Origin of the sequence: Spiroplasma culicicola AES-1 (assembly GCF_000565175.1) — a bacterium.
Taxonomy (GTDB): Bacteria; Bacillota_I; Bacilli_A; order Mycoplasmatales; family Mycoplasmataceae; genus Spiroplasma_A; species Spiroplasma_A culicicola.
Window position 1 is genome coordinate 368,012 of sequence record NZ_CP006681.1, and the last position, 19,332, is coordinate 387,343.

The following is a 19,332-nucleotide window of genomic DNA, read 5'->3' on the forward strand; positions in this document are numbered from 1 at the left end:
ATATACATATTTTACCATAGTTTTATTCTTTTTTATTGCGAATTGGTATATCATAAAGAGGTAGGGGTGGGTTTATTTATGAAAATAAAGGTAATGTGTTTCAACAAAATTTCGAGTGAATTTAGTGATGCTTACAGTTTTTTTGTTGAAAAAATTAATAAAGTTGCAGATCTTGAAGTTATTGAAATTCCTGAAGTAAATTTAGGAGATATTAAATCAAATAGAGTAAAAAATGAAGAAACTCTTCTAAAAAAGATGGATGAGTTAAAAGATTTTGAAATATTTTTATTAGATATCAATGCAAGACAATATACTTCAAACGATTTTGCAAAAGCAATTGAAAAAAATAAAGATTTTAAAGGGGCCAAAATGGCTTTTATAATTGGCCCAAGTGATGGGTTTAGCGTTGAGTTTAGAATTAAATTTACCAATAAAATTAGTTTTGGACCAATGACTTTCCCATACAGTTTAATTAGAACAATGCTTGTTGAACAAATATATCGTTCATTCAAAATAATTCGCAATGAACCATATCATAAATAGTTAAATAAGCCAATAAAAAAGCAACTTTATTTGGTTGCTTTTTTTGACTTATTTTAATTTAAAGATAAAATAGATTGTATGTTAGAGGTGATTAAATATATGGATAAATCTACTTTCAATTGATTTCCAGGACACATGAATAAAAGTATTAAGGAAATTGAATCAAAAATCGCTATTGTTGATTTAGTGATTGAAATTGTGGATGCAAGAGCACCATTTTCAACACAAAATCCTTTATTTAGAAAAATTTTAAGTAAAAGACCAAGGCTAATTGTAATGTCAAAAGGAGATTTGGCTGATAATCAAGTTACTAAAGATTGAATTGATTATTTTACAGAAACTGGAAATAGTACTTATTTAATCAAAGGAAAAGAACAAAACATTTATTCTGATATTTTGAAATTGATTAATTTAATGACAAAAGAAAAACAACTTAAAGATAAAGCTCGTGGGATTGAAAAACCTCAATTAAATGTTTTAGTTGTAGGAATTCCAAATGTGGGAAAATCAACAGTCATTTCAAAACTATCAAAAGGAAAACATTTAAAAATTGGCAATAAACCAGGAGTTACTAGGGGATTGCAAAGAATTGTAATGACAGAAAATATCACTTTAATTGATACTCCAGGAATTTTGCCAGCACGTTTTGAAAATGAAACAATTGCATGTAATTGTGCTGCAACTAACTCAATTAGATTAGATGTTGTGCCCAAAGAAAGATTTGCAACAAAATTAATGAGATATATTTACAATTCATATCCTTCATTAATTGAAAATACTTATAAAATCAATAAAAATATTTTAAGACCAATTAACTATGATGATACTTTTAAAATATTTGAAGAAATTGCAAAACGTAGTAAATTTATGATTTTAGATGAAATACCAGATGTTGAAAGAACAATTGAATTATTTGTTCATGATTTAATCAATAATAATTTTGGAAAAATTTCATATGAAAAACCAATTGAAGTAGATCACACAAGTTTATTATCAGTTGAAGCAGAGGATTTAGATGCAACAATAGAGAGTGACTTAACAGTAGAATGATAGATAATCATCGTTATCAATTTGATGTTGACTTGAAAAAACAACATCAAATTGAATATATTTCGGGAAGTGATGAGGTTGGAAGAGGAGCAATGGCAGGACCAATTGTTGTTGCAAGTGTAATTTTAAAATCAGATTACTTCAATCCGTTAATTAAAGATTCTAAAAAATTAACGCAAAAACAACGTGAAGGTTTATACCAAGAAATTATTGACAATTGTATAGCATATTCTATTAAAGAATATAGTGCTCAAATTGTAGATCAGTTAAATCCTAAAGCCACTAGTGTTTTGGGAATGAAAGAATCAATTAAAGACTTACAAATTAAACCTCAACTTTGTTTGATTGATGGAGAAAATGTTATGCTTGAAGATTATCAAACTTTAAAAATAATTAAAGGTGATAATATCAGTCAATCAATTGCTGCTGCAAGTATTATTGCCAAAGTTTTTAGAGATAATATTATGAAAAAGTATGATATAACATATCAGGGATACAATTTCAAAAAGCACAAAGGATATTGTACTCGAGAGCATATTGAACAAGTAATTAAATTAGGTGTTTTAGAAATTCACAGAAAGAGTTATAAGCCTATAGCTCAAATAGAGGAGAACTAAAAAATGTTTGATAAGACAAATAAAGAATATCTAAATTGAAGTGAAGCTTCTAATTTAGATGAAGAATTAAAAACTTTATTAGAAAATGCTAGTGATGAAGAACTAGAAGCTGCATTTGGATTACAATTGGAATTTGGTACAGCTGGAATCAGAGGGGTATTAGGAGCGGGACCTGGAAGATTCAATGTTTATACAATTAAAAAAGTTACAATGAGTTATGCTAAATTATTAATTTCAAAATACCCAGATCAATTAGAAAGAGGAGTTGTGATTGGCCATGATAACCGTCACAATTCGGCAAAATTCTCACAATTAGCTGCAGAAATCTTGACAAGTTTTGGGATTAAAGCTTATTTATTTGAAAATAATGCTATGAAACCAACACCAGTTGTTTCATTTGCAACTAAAGATTTAAATGCCATTGGGGGAATTGTTATTACTGCAAGTCATAACCCTGCAATTTACAATGGATATAAAATTTATGATGAATTTGGATGTCAATTAATTGATGAAGATACAAAAGTTATTGGTGAATATATGGAACAAGTTGAAGATATCTTAGATTGAGAATTTAAAACTGATGATTCATTAATGACAATCGTTGATTCAAAAGTATTAGATAACTATAAAACAATGATTGAAAATCTACAATTCTATAAAAATGAACCAAGAGATGGTTTTAAAATGATTTATTCAGCTGTTAATGGAACAGGAACTGAATTTACACCTCCATTATTAAGAAGTTTTGGATATGATGTAATTGAAGTTGAAGAACATGCTTTTGAAGATGAAACATTTAAAAATGTAGGAAATCCAAATCCAGAATTTGAACCAGCATGAAAAATTCCTATGGAATATGGAAAAAAACATAATGATGCTTCAATTATGATTATTCAAGATCCAGATGCAGATCGAATTGGATGTGCAGTTAACCATAACGGAGAATGAATTAGAATTGATGGAAATCAAACTGGACCATTATTAATTGAATGAAAATTAAGTCAAATGAAAACTCATGAATTAACACCAAGTAATCCAGCGCTTTATTCAAGTTTTGTTACAAGTGATTTAGGAGATCGAATTGCAAACGAAACTTATGGTGTAAAAATTATCAAAACATTAACTGGATTTAAATGAATGGGTTCAGAAATTTTAAAAGAACCTGAAAGAGATTTAAACTTTGTCTTTGCATATGAAGAAAGTTATGGATACGTTCTTGATTCTTCAACAAGAGATAAAGATGGAATTCAAGCAACAACTATGTTAGTTGAAGCTGCTTGATATTACAAAAAACAAGGTAAAACTCTAATTGATGTTTTAAATAATCTATTTGATAAATATGGATATTACTATACATACACTGAAAATTTAAACTTCAAGCCAGAAGAAATTAAATCTAAAGTTGAACCAATTATGAAAAAATTACGTGAAGATAGTTTTTCATCATTTGGAGATTTAGAATTAAAATTTGCAGAAGATTACATTGATGGTTTATATAATATGCCAGGGCAAAACCTAATTAAATTTTATTTCACAGATGGTAGCTGATTTGCTGTTAGACCAAGTGGAACTGAACCAAAAATTAAAATCTATTTTGTAACTGTTGGAGAAAATGAACAAGAGGCAAAAACAAAATGTGATACATTATTTAGCGGTTTAAAAGAATTTTTAGAAATATAATTTAAAAAACCAAGTTATTAAACAATAATTTGGTTTTTTTTTTTTTTTTTGCATTTTTTATTTAAAAAAGTAAAATATAAGTGTAGCAAATAAAAGAATGGGGGTTGTTTGTTAGTAATAACATAAGAATTAAATGAATGAGTGAAAGAAAATAAAGAAAGAATGGATAAATAAATTATTTTAGGAAGGAAAAACCATGAAAAACATTCAAGAGAGAATTGAATGTTCTCAAGTTAGATGAAATAATAAATCTTGTCAAGAGAAATTTGGCATACATGATAAAGATTGTTTATGTCTTTGAATTGCAGATTCAGATTTACCATTAAGTGATGAAATAAATAAATATTTAGTAGAAAGAACTAAACATCCATATTATGGATACAATACATTGGACCAAAACTTTATTGATAGTTTTTTAAAATATCACAAAGAAGTTAGAGGACAAGATATTGATTTAAAGGATGTATTCTTTACACCAGGAACGGTTTTTTCATTTTCAAATGTATTGCAAGCAATTTCACAAGAAAATGATGGTGTACTAATGAATACACCGATTTATGCACCACTTTACAATGTATCAAGTTTATTAAAAAGAGAAATCAACATTGTTAGATTACAAAATATTGATGAAAGATTTTATTTTGATTTCCAACAAATTGAAAAGGCTTTTAAAGAAAAAAATATTAAAGTATTTGTAATGGTGAGTCCGCTTAATCCAAGTGGAAGAATTTGAGAACATGATGAACTAAAACAAATCGTTGAATTGTGTAAAAAATATAATGTCTACATTATTTCAGATGAGATCCATTGTGATGTAATTTTTGGGGATAAAAAATTTGTCTCAATGCTTGATTTTTTTACAGATTACAAAAATATAATTGTTTTAACTTCAGTTAATAAAACTTTTAACATTGCAGGAGTGCAAGTTGGATGAGGAATTATTAAAGATAAAGAAATTTATAATAAAGTGAAAGAAACTTTAGCATTAACTCACACTATGGAAGTGCCAAATATTTTTGCACAAGCTCTAATGGAGGGATGTTTTAAAGAAGGAAACGATTTCTTTGTTAAATCAATGGATTTGTACAAGAAAAATTATTTATGAATGAAAGAATATTTAATAAATAATATTGAAGGTATTAAAGTGATGGAATTAGAATCAACATTTTTACCTTACATTTGTTTTAAACAAACAAAAATTTCTAATGAAGATATGAAAGATTTATTATGGCATAAAGCAAAAGTTTTAGTTCAATTTAACGAAGATTTTGTAGATGATGATAAATATTCATATTTTAGAATTAATGTTGCAACAACTTTTGAAATTATTCAAGAAGCTTGTTATCGCATTGCAACAGTAATCAATAATTTTAAAAAGGAGAAACTAACTAATGAAAAATAAAGTTATTAGTGCAAAAAAAGCACCAATTGCAATTGGGCCTTATTCTCATGCAGTCCAAGCAAATAATGGTATGTTATTTATTTCTGGTCAATTGCCAATTGATCCTACAACTGGAGAATTTGTAAGTAAAGATATTAAAGAACAGACACTACAATGTCTAAAAAATGCACAAGCAATTTTGCAAGAAGCTGGTATGGATATTGAAAATGTATGTAAAACTACAGTCTTTTTATCTGATATTGCTTATTTTGGAGAAATGAATGATGTTTATGCTCATTTCTTTGGTGATATTAAACCAGCAAGAAGTGCATTTGAAGTTGCTTGCTTGCCAAAAAATGCTAAAGTTGAAATTGAAATGATAGCAGCATAATTTTATAAAAAATATAAAATCGGTTGAATTAGTAATATAATAAATTTTGGTTAGTTTGACCGTTTTACCAAGGAGTAAAAAATGAAGACAATAATTATTGGAGGAAGTGCCACAGGTATGGGTGTTGCTTCAAGGTTAAAAAGAAATAACCCTGAAGCGCAAATAGTTGTATATCAAGAAAAAGATTATGTTTCACTAGGAGCATGTGGATTGCCATATTTTGTATCAAATAATTTTGATGATAAAAATATGCTAATTGCAAGAACAATTGAAGCATTTGAAAAAACTGGGATTACAATTCATAACAATACTGTTGTTGAAAGAATTGATTTTGAAAACAAAACAATTTATTTTAATCAAGGACAAGATAGTTATGATGAATTAGTTATTGCAACTGGAGCCAAACCCTTTATTCCACAAATTGAAGGAATACTACTTGAAAATATTCACACAATTACAACATTAGAAGATGGTGTAATTTTAAAAGATAAATTTAACAATGATCAAAATATTAATAAAATAGCAATCGTTGGAGCTGGATTTATTGGATTAGAAATGACTGAGGCCTTAAAAGAATTAAATAAAGAAGTTTATTTAATTGAAATGGAAGAAAGAGTATCACCAAAAGTTTTTGACAAAGAAATAAGTGATTTAATTGAAGATAAATTAAAGGAACACGATGTTCATTTAATGTTAAATTCAAAAGTGACAAAAATTATTGGAGATTCAAAAGTTGAAAAAATTTGTATTGATGATAATCAAGAAATTGCAGTTGATGCTGTTATTTTTGCAGCAGGGTTTAAACCAAACACCGATTTTATTGGCGATCAAATTTTAAAACTAAGAAATGGTGCTATTTTAGTAGACCAAAAAGGAAAAACAAACATTGATCATGTTTGGTCTGCTGGAGATTGTGCATCATCAAAAGACTTTATTACAGGTGAAGATATTTATTCACCTTTAGCAACAGTTGCTGCAAAATTTGCAAGAGTTATTGCAGACAATATTTCCAATAAAGAAGCAATTTTTAGTGGATCAATTAGATCTGCAATTGTACGTGTTTTTGACTTAGAAATTGCAAGAACTGGAATTTCAGAAGTTGAAGCAAAACAAAAAGCAATTGATATTAAAACAGTCTTTATTAAAGATAAAGATCATACACATTATTTAAAAGGACAAAGTGATCTTTATTTAAAACTAATTGTTGATGTGAAAAATAACGTAATAATTGGAGGCCAAATGGTTGGGAAAAATAAATCAGTTTTAAGAATTGATGCAATAGCCACAATGATTTGAACTAAAGCACCACTTAATAGTGTTTTAGAACAAGTTGATTTAGTTTATGCACCCCCATTTGCAAAAACAACAGATATTATTCACATTGCAATAAGTACATTATTAAAATAAAAAAACGTATGGAAAGTAAAAGGAGGAAAAAAATATGAATTTTTTAGCCGAAGAAAATCGCGGTATTCTTGAAACATTTATTGCGATTAGTACATGACAAAGTTTGTTAGGAATTTTAATATTCATTGGTATTCAAGTTGGATTTTGAATTTTTTTAAAGAAGCAAAAGCTACAATTTATGTATAGAATACTAATTGGAATGGCAATTGGATTATTATTTGGAATTGTAATTCAATCAATTATTGGGTTTCCAGAATCATTGGGAGACTACGATGAACCAGGAAACGAATACTATTGAATTTATGAATTAAGTATTTGAGCAAACTTCTTTAAAAACGTATTTATTAATGGAGTTATGCTATTAACAATTCCAATTGTATTTGTGGCAATGTTTAGAGTAACTTCTAAACCAACTTCAAGAGGAGTTGGAAGAATTACATTAAAGGGGGGGTTATTCTTCTTATTTAATGTCTTTATTTCATTTACATTTACTTTTTTTGTGGGAGTGGCTGCAAAAGTTGGAAAAGGATTTGAATTAATTCCAGATGATGGATATGTAGGAAAAGATAATGTTCCTTTACCTCAATTAATTTGACAGTATATTCCAAATAACTTATTTGGATCATTGGCATCAAATGTTATTGTACCAGTAATGGTTGTTGGAGCATTAGCTGGAATTTCTGTAAGAATTTTATCTAAAAGAAAAACTGTTGAAATGGAAGCAATTCGCAAATCTATGGATACAGGTTGAGATATTATTATGTCAATGTTAATGACATTTATGAAAATTATGCCATTAGCTGTTATGTCAATGTTGGCAACAGCTATCTTTACAAGACCAATTGGGTCATTAGCAACAATTGGAAAAGTAATTGGAATTGGATACTTGGGAATTGCTTTCTCAATTGGATATTTAACACTTTTAGTTTTTGTATTTGGTTTAAATGTCAAAGGATGATGAAAACAAGCTTGAAAACCATTAGTTCAAGGGTTTGCAACACAATCATCAAATGCTACTTTACCAATTACAATGTCAACTTTAAAAGAAGATATGAAAATTAATGAATCTGCAACTGGGACATTAGCTCCATTGTCAACAACTGTAGGATTAATTGCCTGTGCAGGGGTTCAAGCTGGATTAGCTACAAGTATTTTATGAACTGGTGATGGAAATGCAGTTGAAATAGGTTTATTACAATTTTATTTCTTAGGATTATTAATTACTTTAATTGCATCTTTAGGAATTGCTGGGGTTCCAGGAACAGCTACTGTTGTAACTGTTGGAGTTCTTGGTGGTTTAGGATATGGAGCATTCATCAATAGTGTTTTAGAAATTATTGCCCCACTTGATGGTTTATTTGATATGGGAAGAACCGGTGCAAACGTTTTGGCAGCTGTTGCTGTAACACCAATTGTGGCCAAATCTGAAGGTATGATTGAAAAAGACTCTCCGTTATTGAACGAAAAAGGCTTGTTTAAACAAGACCAAATTTTAAAAATGAGAGAGATAAAAGAGAATTCCTTAGAACAAATTAATAATTTAACAAAAACACTTGATAAACAATTAAGAAATAAAGAACTTGATAGTGCTAAAAAAGCTGAACTTAAAAAAGAGACAAGTGAACAAATTCATCAAATTAGAGCAAATAAAAAAGCTTCACTTCAAGAGATTAAAACTCAAAAATTACAATAATTTATTAATATAAAAAAATCTCACATAGTGAGATTTTTTTATATTTTTGAAAATAATTGTACAATTGACATTTTTTTTGACGATTACTATAATGGGGTTAAATTTTAAGTAGCTGTTAATTTATAAAAGACAAATAAAAACCCCAAGTATTTTTTATATTTTTGAATCGATTTAATTCTAAAAATATAACAATTGTTGTTAACTATCATAATTACAAATTCTTATTTGACATTATTTTGATTTTATTAAAACAACAATTCTTACTAATTGGATTTTTTCAATTAGTTTTTAATTTAATTGCAAAAAAAATGCAATTAAATCTTTGAAAGGAAGTATATATGAACAACGTAACTATTATCGGTCAAATTGAGGGAGTTCCTCAAATGATATATAATTCAAAAGCGGGAGATAAAAAATTATATAAATTTGTTTTAAGAGTTCCAAGAAATTTTAAAACAAAAGAAGGCACAGTTAGTGAAGACTTCATTAATGTTAAAGTTTGAAACAATGTATTAGGAGATGAATATGATTATTTTGAACAATCTTATATTGGGATTGAAGGAAGGTTAGTTTCATTTGGCAATACAGATAACACAACTTATGGAAATGAACTTGTGGCAAATAAAATTATTCATCTAAATTAATGGATAAAGTATTATTATATTTTTCATTAAAATATCATGGTGATTGAGACAAAATTTATCAAGCATTAGACAAAAAAGAAAAAATCTTGCACGATCATCTTTCTTGAGTTGAACAAGAAATAAATTGCCAATACATTACAATTATTAGTCCCTTATATCCTAACTATTTAAAAAATACTTATAAACCTCCATTTGTTCTTTTCTATAAAGGAAATTTAGAATTATTGAGTAAATATCATCGAGCAATTGGAGTAGTTGGAGGAAGAGAATATGATGTTGATGGTCTAAAAACTTCAAAAAAAATTATTGATGAATTAAGTTATGAGAAAAGAATAATTGTAACTTATGAAAAATACGGTTTGAATAATGAAATCTTTAATTATTGCAAGGAAGAAAATAAACAGCACATTTATTTATTAAAAAGTGGTATAAAAAACTATCTTCTTCAAAATGCAGAAGCTAAAATTAAAGATGAACAATTAATTTTAAGTGAAGTCTATCAACTTGAAAATGATAATGTTGAATTGGAAAATCAATATGCATATCGTCTATTGTGTGGTTTAAGTAAAGGCGTTTTATTTAGCCAATTTAGTGATGATGATCATTATAATGAACTTATAAATACAGTTATTAATGAAGGAAAAGAATTGTTTGCTATTCCATTTACAAATACTGAATTCAATGGAACCAATAAATTAATTAAAATTGGTGCAAAATTGACAGAAAATGCAAAAGATGTGTTAAATGAAATTTAAAGTGCTATAATAAAAATGTGATAGAGATATCACACTTGTAAAGGTTAATACCTAATAATTTTTTAAACTAATCATTTTATTCCCGACACATGAATGATGAGTATAGGAGCACTTCGAGTGCTCTTTTTTATATTTATTTTTAATCATTGATTTTTAAAGTTATAATTATTTTGTAATTGATTTTGCTTATATAAGCCAACATATTGGGTTGGTGTCTCTACGATAGACCTATCTATCTCTATAAGTTTTATTATATGACTTTCAATTAAGCTCTATTAATTACATTAGTGATGCTAGAAATAGAGCTTAATTTTTTTATTTTCAAATTAAGATATTTTTTATGCTTTTTATTTCTAGTAAATAAGGGAGAAAAAAATGGAAGAGAAAAAGACAAAGTTTTCTGCTGAAAAAAGCAAAAATAGTGATCAAGTATCAAATTCAAGAATAGCCAGATTTTTTGGTTTTAGTAATCTTAAAACTACTTTTAAAAAAGAAATCATTGGAGGAATTAGTACCTTTTTATCAATGGTCTATATTCTTTCTGTTGAACCTTCAATTTTGGGAAACGCAAATAGTGTAACTGGTGAAGGGACTATGAATGCTGGGGGTGTCTTTGTAGCAACGGCTCTTGCTTCATTTATTGCCACATTTGTAATGGGATTAAGTGCAAATGTACCAATTGCATTAGCTCCAAGTATGGGAATGAATGCCATGTTTTCATATAATGTTGCCAATCAAGGAATTGGTTTTGAAGGAGCATTAATTGCTGTAATGATTTCTTCAATTATCTTTTGTATTATGTCAATTACTAAGTTAAGAGCAACATTAATTAAAAGTTTACCAAAATCTTTACATTTAGCAATTGGAGTTGGAATCGGATTCTTTATTGCATATGTAGGAATATCAAATATTGGTTGAGTTGAAACAAGTAATGGATTACCTGTAGCTGACTTTTCTGATTTTAAATTAAATTATCCGGGAATAATTTTAGGAACAATTGTATTATTTGGATCAATTATTTTATTTTATAAAAAATTCTTTGCCCCAGTTATTGTTATGATGCTGGGAGGATTTATTGTGGCAGTAATTTTAGCAAATACTGTTGATAATGAAGCAATTCAAAATTCATTTGGAAGTGCTAAATGAGTTAAAGGTCAATGAGACTATTCAGAATTTAAAGGATTCTTTACAAATATATCAGATACTTATAAACAATTTATTAATCCAGAATTATGAAATAAACCTACAATGTATATCTCAATTTTTATTTTTATTATCTTAAATTTCTTTGATGCAACAGGAACTTTAACAAGTATTAATATCGAATTAAATCGTGAAGCTCAAATGGATAGAAAAATTCCAAATCGTGCTTTAATAATTGATGCAGGATCAACTGTTATGGGTTCTGCTTTAGGAGTATCTCATTTAGCATGTTATTCAGAAAGTTGTGTGGGAATTAGCCAAGGAGCAAGAAGTGGATTTTCAAATATCATTGTTTCTTTAGGGTTCTTGTTGAGTTTAGCATTATTTCCAATCTTTAAAATGATGCCCAGTGCTGTAACTGGAGCTGCAACTGCCTTTATTGGAACAGTGATGATGAAATCAATTATAGATATTGAATGGGCCAAACCAGAAGTTGGTTTAAGTGCATTCTTTATGATTTTATTTATGATTATTACTTACTCAATTGCCAATGGAATTGTAATTGGAATTATTGCCTATACAGTTGGTGCAATTGCTGTGGGAAAAACAAAAGAAGTTCACCCAATGATTTGAGTTTTGGACTTTGTATTTATAATTTATTTAGTAGCATATGCTTTTATATAATTATCAAAATATTCTTGTTATCAAGAATATTTTTTATAATCATTTTTAAATACACTAACTTTTAAATCATATATTTGTTATTATTAACAGGACATATTTAAGAGAAAAACAATTGATTTTTAAATAGCTAAAAATTAATACATTTAATTAAATATTGTTAAAAAATAATGAAGGGAGGTTCTAACTATGGAACTTAATTTTTTGTGTCCAAAATGTAATCAAGTTATTACAGAAAAGGACTTTAATCAAAATGAAAAGAGTTTAGCTCAACTAAAAGATTTCTTTCAATCTAAAGCAAACGCTTTTAAAACAAAAATTCGTCAAGAATTAGTTGTAGAATTTGAAAATCAAAAAGAAACTGAAATTCAATTAAAATTATCACAACAAAAATCTGCAATGGACAAAATCATTAATGATTTAGAAGGACAAATTAAAAATTTTGAAAGTATTAAAGAATTAGAAATTCAAAAGAGAGCAAATCAAATGGCTAATGAATTTCAAGCTCAATTAAATCATCTTCAAGAACATAAGAATAGTTTAGAAAAACAAATCTTGAATTTTGAAAACCAAATTAAAACTTTTGAATTAACAAAAGATCAATTAATTTTAAAAAGTCGTGAGGAATTAAGACAAGAATATGAACAAAAATTTGAAATAGCAAATAAACAAATTTTAGAACTAGAAAAATCTAATTCACAGTTTAAAGTAATTCAAAATAAAACTAAAGGGGAAAATTTTGAACATGATGTTGAAGGTGAATTGCGCAAAGTATTTACAGAAGATATTATTACAAAAATTACTTCACAAACTAAAAAAGCTGATTACCTTCAAGAAGTAAGAATTGACAATGAAGTAATTGGCAAAATTGTTTATGAAGTAAAAAATGCTGTTTGATCTTCAACATGAGAGAAAAAACTTGTTGATGATATGGCCAGAGTTGAATCAAAATATGGAATATTAGTAGCAACAAGCTTTAATGATCAATATCGAGGAATTCCATTTAAAGTTTCAGATTACAGTCCAAATATCTTTTTAACAGATCCCGATAGTTTTACATTTGTGGGAAATATTATTAGAAGTTTAATTAAAGCAGAAAAACGATTACAAGAAAAATATGAAAATAATCAATCTTCTGAAAAAATTAAAGAATTTAATAATTGAAAAGAAACAACTTTTAATAGTGTAAGTAAGTTATTTGAAGAACAATTTAAACGTATTGAAGAAAATGAAAATTCAATTAAAAATAAAATTGATGACATAAGAATAGCAAGAGAAAAATTATATTCAAATTGAACTAAAGTAGTAAAGAACTTTATTGAAGGAATAAACATATAAAATTCCTTTTATGTTAATTTATGTTATGATAATACAAATTTAATTTAAAAAAGAAATAGGAGTGAAATATAATGGCAGAAACAATGAAAGAAGCCAAAACAAACACTTCTGAACCAATTAATCAAGAGCAAGAAATTGATATCAAAATTAAGGGGAGAGGAAGTACGTTCTTTGGGATTATATTCCATTATTTAAGACGTCATTTATGAATCGGTTTTGCAATCGTATTCATTACTGGATTATCAGCAGCAACAACTGTTGTTGGACCAAAAATAATTCAAAACATCATGGGTAACTTAATGGCCCCAGCTGTTGCAGCAGGTGTATTAGTTACTTTTCTTGAGACTCCAGAAATTCCAAAAACTATTGAATCATTTAATAGTTTATTAGAAAAAGGTGGGTCTCAAGCAAAAATTTCTCAAGGTTTATTTGATAAACTTATGGCAGCTGAAAATCAAGAAGCTGCAGTTGATATTATTAAAGATTCAACAGGTTATTATACAACTTTGGGATCTCTAGAATTAAACTGAAATCATTGAATTTATATTCAATTAGGTTTATTTGCAGCACTTGCAATTTTTACATATTTTTCAAACTGATTAGCAGGACTAATGGGAAAAAATATTGAAATTGAATTAAGAAATAAAGCACTTGAAAGATTAGTAAAACAAGATATGAGTTACTATTCTGATAAAAAAATAGGAGAAATCCTTACAAAAATTGTTTCAGATACACAAATTATTGGAGAACAAGCACAACAAATTCCAGTAACTATGTTATCTGCAGTATTTACATTCTTTGGTTCACTTGGAATGTTATGTACAATTGATTTAAAACTAACAGGAGTTTTAGTTGCATTAATGGCAACAATTCTAATCATAATGTTTTCAACATTTGGAATTGTTAAAAAATTAGTATTTAAAGTAAGAGATTCAATTACTTCAATTAATGGAGATGTAACTGATAGAATTGCTACAGTTAGATTAATTAAAGCTTCAGGAACAGAATTATATGAAACTGAAAGATTTAAAGAAATTCACAAAGATTACTATAAAAAATCAAGTAAATTAATTACAATGCAATCAACTGTAATTACTGTAATGGTTGCTGGAATTTCTTCAATTCAAATGGTAATTGTTATTGCAGCGGCATTTTTCTATAATGATCAACCTCAAATCTTAGCAGTTACATTATCTTCATTTATTTCTGGAGTTGGAACAATGGTTGGACCAATTATGCAATTGGCTAGAGTAACTGCTGGTCTTGTACAAGCATCAACAGCATCTGCAAGAATTGATCAAATTATTAGATCAAAATCAAGAATTGATTCACACTATAACCCAGAAGAAGGAATTCACATTGATAAAATTGATGGAGATATTACTTTAAAAGGTGTTGAATTTAGATATCCAGAAAAACCAGAAAAAGTTATTTTACCAAAATTTGATTTTACATTTAAACATGGTAAAAGTTATGCCTTTGTTGGAGAAACTGGGGCTGGAAAATCTACAATTGCAAAAATGCTATTAAGATTTTATGACCCAAGTGAAGGACAAGTTTTAATTAATGGAAACATTGATTTAAAAGATATTCAATTATCAAGTTACTTAGAAAAAGTAGGGTATGTTGAACAAGAACCTCAAATTTTATTTGGAACAGTTCTTGACAATATTAAATATGGTAGATTTGATGCAACTGATGAAGAAGCAATTGAAGCTGCTAAAAAAGCTGAGTTAGATAGTTTAGTGAGAACATGACCAGAAGGATATGATACAGTTCTTGGTGAACGTGGATTTATGTTATCTGGGGGACAAAAACAACGTTTAGTAATTGCCAGAATGATTTTAAAAGATCCTGAAGTGTTAATTTTAGACGAAGCTACAAGTGCACTTGATAATATTGTTGAAAAAGAAATTCAAGCAGAATTAGATAAATTGATGAAAGGTAGAACAACAGTTTCTATTGCTCATAGATTATCAACAATTAAAAATTGTGACCAAATTATTGTACTTGCAAGAGACAAAGGTGTGGCACAAGTTGGTACATTCGAAGAATTAAAAAATAAAGATGGACACTTCAAAAAATTATATGAAGCTGGACTAATGGAATAAAAATAAATCAACCATTTTAAGTGGTTGATTTTTTATTTGTTATAATTAAACAATGGAAAAAGTTGTACATATTATTGGCGCAGGTCTAGCAGGTTGTGAAGCTGCATGACAATTGGCCAATCGCGATATTAAGGTTAAATTATACGAAAAGAAAACAATAGAAAGAAATCCTGTTCAAGAATTAGATACTTTTGCAGAATTGGTCTGCTCAAACACATTGCGATCAACTGATTTAGCAAATGCTGTAGGAACTTTGAAAGAAGAAATGAAAATGTTTGATTCTTTAATAATTGAATGTGCTTATCAAGCCCAAATTCCCGCTGGGGGAAGCTTGGCAGTTGATCGAAGTATTTTTTCACAGGCAATTACAGATAAATTAAAAAATCACCCCAATGTTGAAATCATTGAACAAGAAGTGAATCAAATTGATCCAGAACAATTGACAATTATAGCTTCAGGACCTTTAACAAGTGAAAGTCTGCAAAATTCAATTGCTCAATTAGTTGGAAAAGATTATTTTTACTTTTATGATGCAGTTGCTCCAATTATTGAAAAAGATTCAATTAATATGGAAGTTGCTTTTAGAAAAAATCGATATGAAAAAGGTGAAACTCAAGATTATATCAATTGTCCAATGACAAAAGAGCAATATACATTATTTTACAATGAATTGGTTAATGCAAAATTAAGTGAATCTCATTTGGATGCAGAAAAAGAATTAAAAGTATTTGAAGGGTGTATGCCTGTTGAAGTAATGGCTAAACGTGGTTTTGATACTTTAACATTTGGACCACTTAAACCTGCAGGTTTAAGAAATTTAGATGGAACAGACAATTTTGCAGTGGTGCAATTACGCCAAGATAATGCAGCTGACAATCTTTATAATATGGTAGGTTTTCAAACTAATTTAACTTGAAGTGAACAAAAACGTGTTTTTAGTTTAATTCCAGGATTAGAAAATGCTCAATTTGTTAGATATGGAGTTATGCATTTAAATAATTTTATTAATTCTCCAAGTTTATTGAATCAATTTAATCAATTAAAGACTAATCCCAATGTCTTTTTTGCAGGTCAAATTACAGGAGTTGAAGGTTATGTTGAATCATGTAGTAGTGGAATTATTAGTGCTTTAAATATGTATAAATATATATTAGATCAGCCCTTAAAACCATTTCCAAAAGAAACTGTTATGGGAGGATTACAAAATTATATTATTTCAACAAGTTCCGTTGATTTTCAACCAATGAAAGCAAATTGAAGTATTGTTTCTCCTTTAGAAATGACAAAAAAAGTTAAAAAAGCTATAAGAAAAGAAATGTATTCTTCAAGAGCTTTAACAGCTATGAAAGAATTTATAAAAATATATAAATAAGATATCTTATTTCTTTTTTAAGAATACAATAAAAGTAGGTTAGTTACCTTGAGGAGGTCATAACTATGAGCTGTGAAAAAACTTGTAAAGACTGTCAAAATTGTAAATGCCAATTAGATGACAAATGTAGTACATGTAAATGTGAATGTAAATAATAATTCATAAAAAAACCCTTTGTTTAAAGGGTTTTTTATTTGTAACTTAATTGTAAATTTTGAATAAAAAGACTACAATTTTATAGTTATGAGGTGTCCATGAAAAGTTTTGAAAAAGAGAGTATATTTTGATATGGTTTACATACACTTGTCAAAGATAATGCTCAATTAAAATACTATATTACAACTGAAAAAGAATTAATAAATTCTTTATATGCTCTAACTTATTTAGGTGTTTTTCAATATACTTTGTATCGTGGCATTAAACTTGAAGAAATCCCGTTAGAAGATACCAATGAATATGTTAATTATATTATTGAAAATTTAGAAGAATTATATAAAGTTAGATATCGCTTTGTTAAAGAAAAACCAAAAAAAATTACTTTAAAAGATGAAGAAACGCTTCAATTAGCAGAAGATATTATTGCAGGTTTGTTAATACCCTATATTAATGCATATTGTTTTAAAAAAACTAGTCAAGTTTATAGTTTAAATGGAGCATATTTGAGAGAATCAATTATCAACTTTGAATATGATATTAACCATCATGCAGATGATGGAAAACTAAAAACAAGTATGCTGTATCCTTTTTTATTTACTTTAAATTTAATCAAGGTATTTGATGATCAAGGTTTATATCAAAGAGTTTTAAAATATTATCAAAAAGATAACTTAACACGAAAATATCATTCGGGAAGAGAATGAAAACCAAAAGAAATTGAATATTTACAAGAAACATTTGAATTGATTGAAAATGATGAAGAATGAGGTATGTTTTTAAGTAACTTTTCAATTTCTAAATGAACTAATTTTGATATTAAAGAACGTTTTAAAGCATTATTTCAATTAACAAAAGTTTCAACTATTTTAATGAAAGATGAAATTAGTGCTGTTACAATGCTTGGAGATGGTGAAGAAGTTTACGATATGCTTGAAAACTATTTACCAATTTATATTTATAATGACAAGTTAGTTGATAGTGAAGGTAATTTAACACACAAAATTAAAAACTTTGACAAAGTAATAATGTCACCATTTAGCTTACAACAAATTAACTTTGATATTTTAAAACCTTATATTGAATCAAAAAATGAAAGACATATTAGTGTTGATTTTGATAAGTTAATTGCTATGTGCAAAATTGTTTTAAAAGTATTTTCAGAAATTAGAATGTTGCTTTTAACTCATGAATATTTACCAAAAGTTGTTGATTCACAAATTGCAACTAAAAAGAAATTATTTGTTGAAATTTTAGATATTTTTGAAGAAGTTAAAGATTGTAAGTATAAAAGAAAGATTGATTCAGAAAACTTTTCAGATGACTGATTCTATATAAGTGAAGATGAAATTAATGAAGTAATTGAAGCTAAATATAATTCAATTGAAGATTATTTAAATAAACCAGCATTAGATAAACTGGGTCGAATTATGACTTTTTCTTTATCAATTGAAACGTATACTGCAAGAACATTTGACTATTCTTTACAAGAATTATTAACTTACAATTTAGTTATTTTTGGACCTCATCCTTTAGATCACACAGTCCAAACTCAAGAAACAGTTCAAAAAATGTATGATATTTTTAAACAATATTGCTTAGAATATGAAAACATTAAATCATTAACAACAAAACAAGAATTGGCAGATAATTTAAAGATTCACTTAGAACTACCACTAAAACTACTAAATTGAAAAAAAGATTAAAATATATAGCAAAATAAATAGAATTTTGCTATTATTATTTTGTCTTATTTTGCCCACGTAGCTCAGTAGGATAGAGCATGCGCCTTCTAAGCGTAGGGTCAGAAGTTCGAATCTTCTCGTGGGCGCCATTTAAAAGAAAATAAAGGAACATTTGTTCCTTTTTTATTTGAAACTATTTGTTATATTAAAAAAATACTTTGTTAAGTAAAAATACTTGACAAAGTATTTTTTTAATATAATATTATTAATGTTCTTAAAATAGATTAAATAGGAGGAAAAATATGGTAAAACTAAGATTAAAAAGAGCTGGTAAAAAAAGAGCTGCTTTTTACAGAATTGTTGCTTCAGATGCACGTGTTAAACGTGATGGAGAGTACATCGAATTAGTAGGAACTTACAACCCAATTAATGGAGAAGTTCAACTTAAAAAAGATATTGCTTTAAAATGATTGCAACAAGGAGCACAACCAACAGATACTGTTAGAAATCTTTTATCAAAAGAAGGTGTTTTAACTGATTTACACAATGTTAAATTAGAAAACAAAAAAAATGCACCTAAAAAAGATAAACCTGCAAAAAAAGCTGCTCCTAAAAAAGCAGTAGCTCCAAAGAAAGCTGCTCCAAAAAAAGAAGCAGAAGTTAAAGAAGAAGCTGCAGCTGAATAATT

At 27.5% G+C, this 19,332-nt stretch carries 16 protein-coding genes and 1 tRNA gene; all 17 read left to right on the forward strand.

What is annotated here, in order from left to right:
- The first annotated feature begins 78 nt into the window (after positions 1-78).
- Positions 79-543, forward strand: a complete 465-nt coding sequence (locus SCULI_RS01760; RefSeq protein ID WP_025362920.1) for a 23S rRNA (pseudouridine(1915)-N(3))-methyltransferase RlmH — start codon at positions 79-81, stop codon at positions 541-543.
- Between the two features lie 99 nt (positions 544-642).
- Positions 643-1,596, forward strand: a complete 954-nt coding sequence (ylqF, locus tag SCULI_RS01765) for a ribosome biogenesis GTPase YlqF (protein WP_025362921.1) — start codon at positions 643-645, stop codon at positions 1,594-1,596.
- A complete protein-coding gene (locus tag SCULI_RS01770) occupies positions 1,590-2,210 on the forward strand; it encodes a ribonuclease HII (RefSeq protein WP_025362922.1) in 621 nt (206 codons plus the stop codon). The genes ylqF and SCULI_RS01770 overlap by 7 nt, the downstream gene beginning before the upstream one ends.
- Before the next feature lie 3 nt (positions 2,211-2,213).
- Entirely contained in the window at positions 2,214-3,890 is a 1,677-nt protein-coding gene (locus SCULI_RS01775; protein WP_025362923.1) for a phospho-sugar mutase, read from the forward strand.
- A 196-nt stretch (positions 3,891-4,086) separates the two neighbouring features.
- Positions 4,087-5,292 carry a MalY/PatB family protein gene (locus SCULI_RS01780; protein ID WP_025362924.1) on the forward strand — a complete coding sequence of 402 codons (1,206 nt, stop codon included), beginning with the start codon at positions 4,087-4,089 and terminating at the stop codon, positions 5,290-5,292.
- Complete coding sequence (locus SCULI_RS01785) at positions 5,282-5,662, forward strand: RidA family protein (protein WP_025362925.1); 381 nt, start codon at positions 5,282-5,284, stop codon at positions 5,660-5,662. Before SCULI_RS01780 ends, SCULI_RS01785 begins: the two co-directional genes overlap by 11 nt.
- 81 nt (positions 5,663-5,743) lie before the next feature.
- Positions 5,744-7,069, forward strand: a complete 1,326-nt coding sequence (locus SCULI_RS01790) for a CoA-disulfide reductase (protein ID WP_025362926.1) — start codon at positions 5,744-5,746, stop codon at positions 7,067-7,069.
- 34 nt (positions 7,070-7,103) lie between these two features.
- Positions 7,104-8,762: a dicarboxylate/amino acid:cation symporter gene (locus tag SCULI_RS01795; RefSeq protein ID WP_038648026.1), complete on the forward strand. Its 1,659-nt coding sequence runs from the start codon at positions 7,104-7,106 to the stop codon at positions 8,760-8,762.
- Positions 8,763-9,100: 338 nt separating this feature from the next.
- Entirely contained in the window at positions 9,101-9,406 is a 306-nt protein-coding gene (locus SCULI_RS01800; RefSeq protein ID WP_025362928.1) for a single-stranded DNA-binding protein, read from the forward strand.
- Entirely contained in the window at positions 9,406-10,161 is a 756-nt protein-coding gene (locus SCULI_RS01805) for a DNA-processing protein DprA (protein WP_025362929.1), read from the forward strand. Before SCULI_RS01800 ends, SCULI_RS01805 begins: the two co-directional genes overlap by 1 nt.
- Positions 10,162-10,536: 375 nt before the next feature.
- A complete protein-coding gene (locus tag SCULI_RS01810) occupies positions 10,537-11,988 on the forward strand; it encodes an NCS2 family permease (RefSeq protein ID WP_025362930.1) in 1,452 nt (483 codons plus the stop codon).
- A 186-nt stretch (positions 11,989-12,174) separates the two neighbouring features.
- A complete protein-coding gene (locus tag SCULI_RS01815; RefSeq protein ID WP_025362931.1) occupies positions 12,175-13,323 on the forward strand; it encodes a DUF2130 domain-containing protein in 1,149 nt (382 codons plus the stop codon).
- Between the two features lie 71 nt (positions 13,324-13,394).
- Complete coding sequence (locus tag SCULI_RS01820) at positions 13,395-15,434, forward strand: ABC transporter ATP-binding protein (RefSeq protein ID WP_025362932.1); 2,040 nt, start codon at positions 13,395-13,397, stop codon at positions 15,432-15,434.
- Between the two features lie 52 nt (positions 15,435-15,486).
- Complete coding sequence (trmFO, locus tag SCULI_RS01825; RefSeq protein WP_025362933.1) at positions 15,487-16,806, forward strand: methylenetetrahydrofolate--tRNA-(uracil(54)-C(5))-methyltransferase (FADH(2)-oxidizing) TrmFO; 1,320 nt, start codon at positions 15,487-15,489, stop codon at positions 16,804-16,806.
- 254 nt (positions 16,807-17,060) lie between these two features.
- Positions 17,061-18,665: a hypothetical protein gene (locus tag SCULI_RS01830; protein WP_025362934.1), complete on the forward strand. Its 1,605-nt coding sequence runs from the start codon at positions 17,061-17,063 to the stop codon at positions 18,663-18,665.
- A gap of 51 nt (positions 18,666-18,716) precedes the next feature.
- Positions 18,717-18,793 (forward strand) — tRNA-Arg (locus tag SCULI_RS01835).
- 153 nt (positions 18,794-18,946) lie between these two features.
- Positions 18,947-19,330: a 30S ribosomal protein S16 gene (gene rpsP, locus SCULI_RS05790; RefSeq protein WP_025362935.1), complete on the forward strand. Its 384-nt coding sequence runs from the start codon at positions 18,947-18,949 to the stop codon at positions 19,328-19,330.
- The last annotated feature ends 2 nt before the right edge of the window (positions 19,331-19,332 follow it).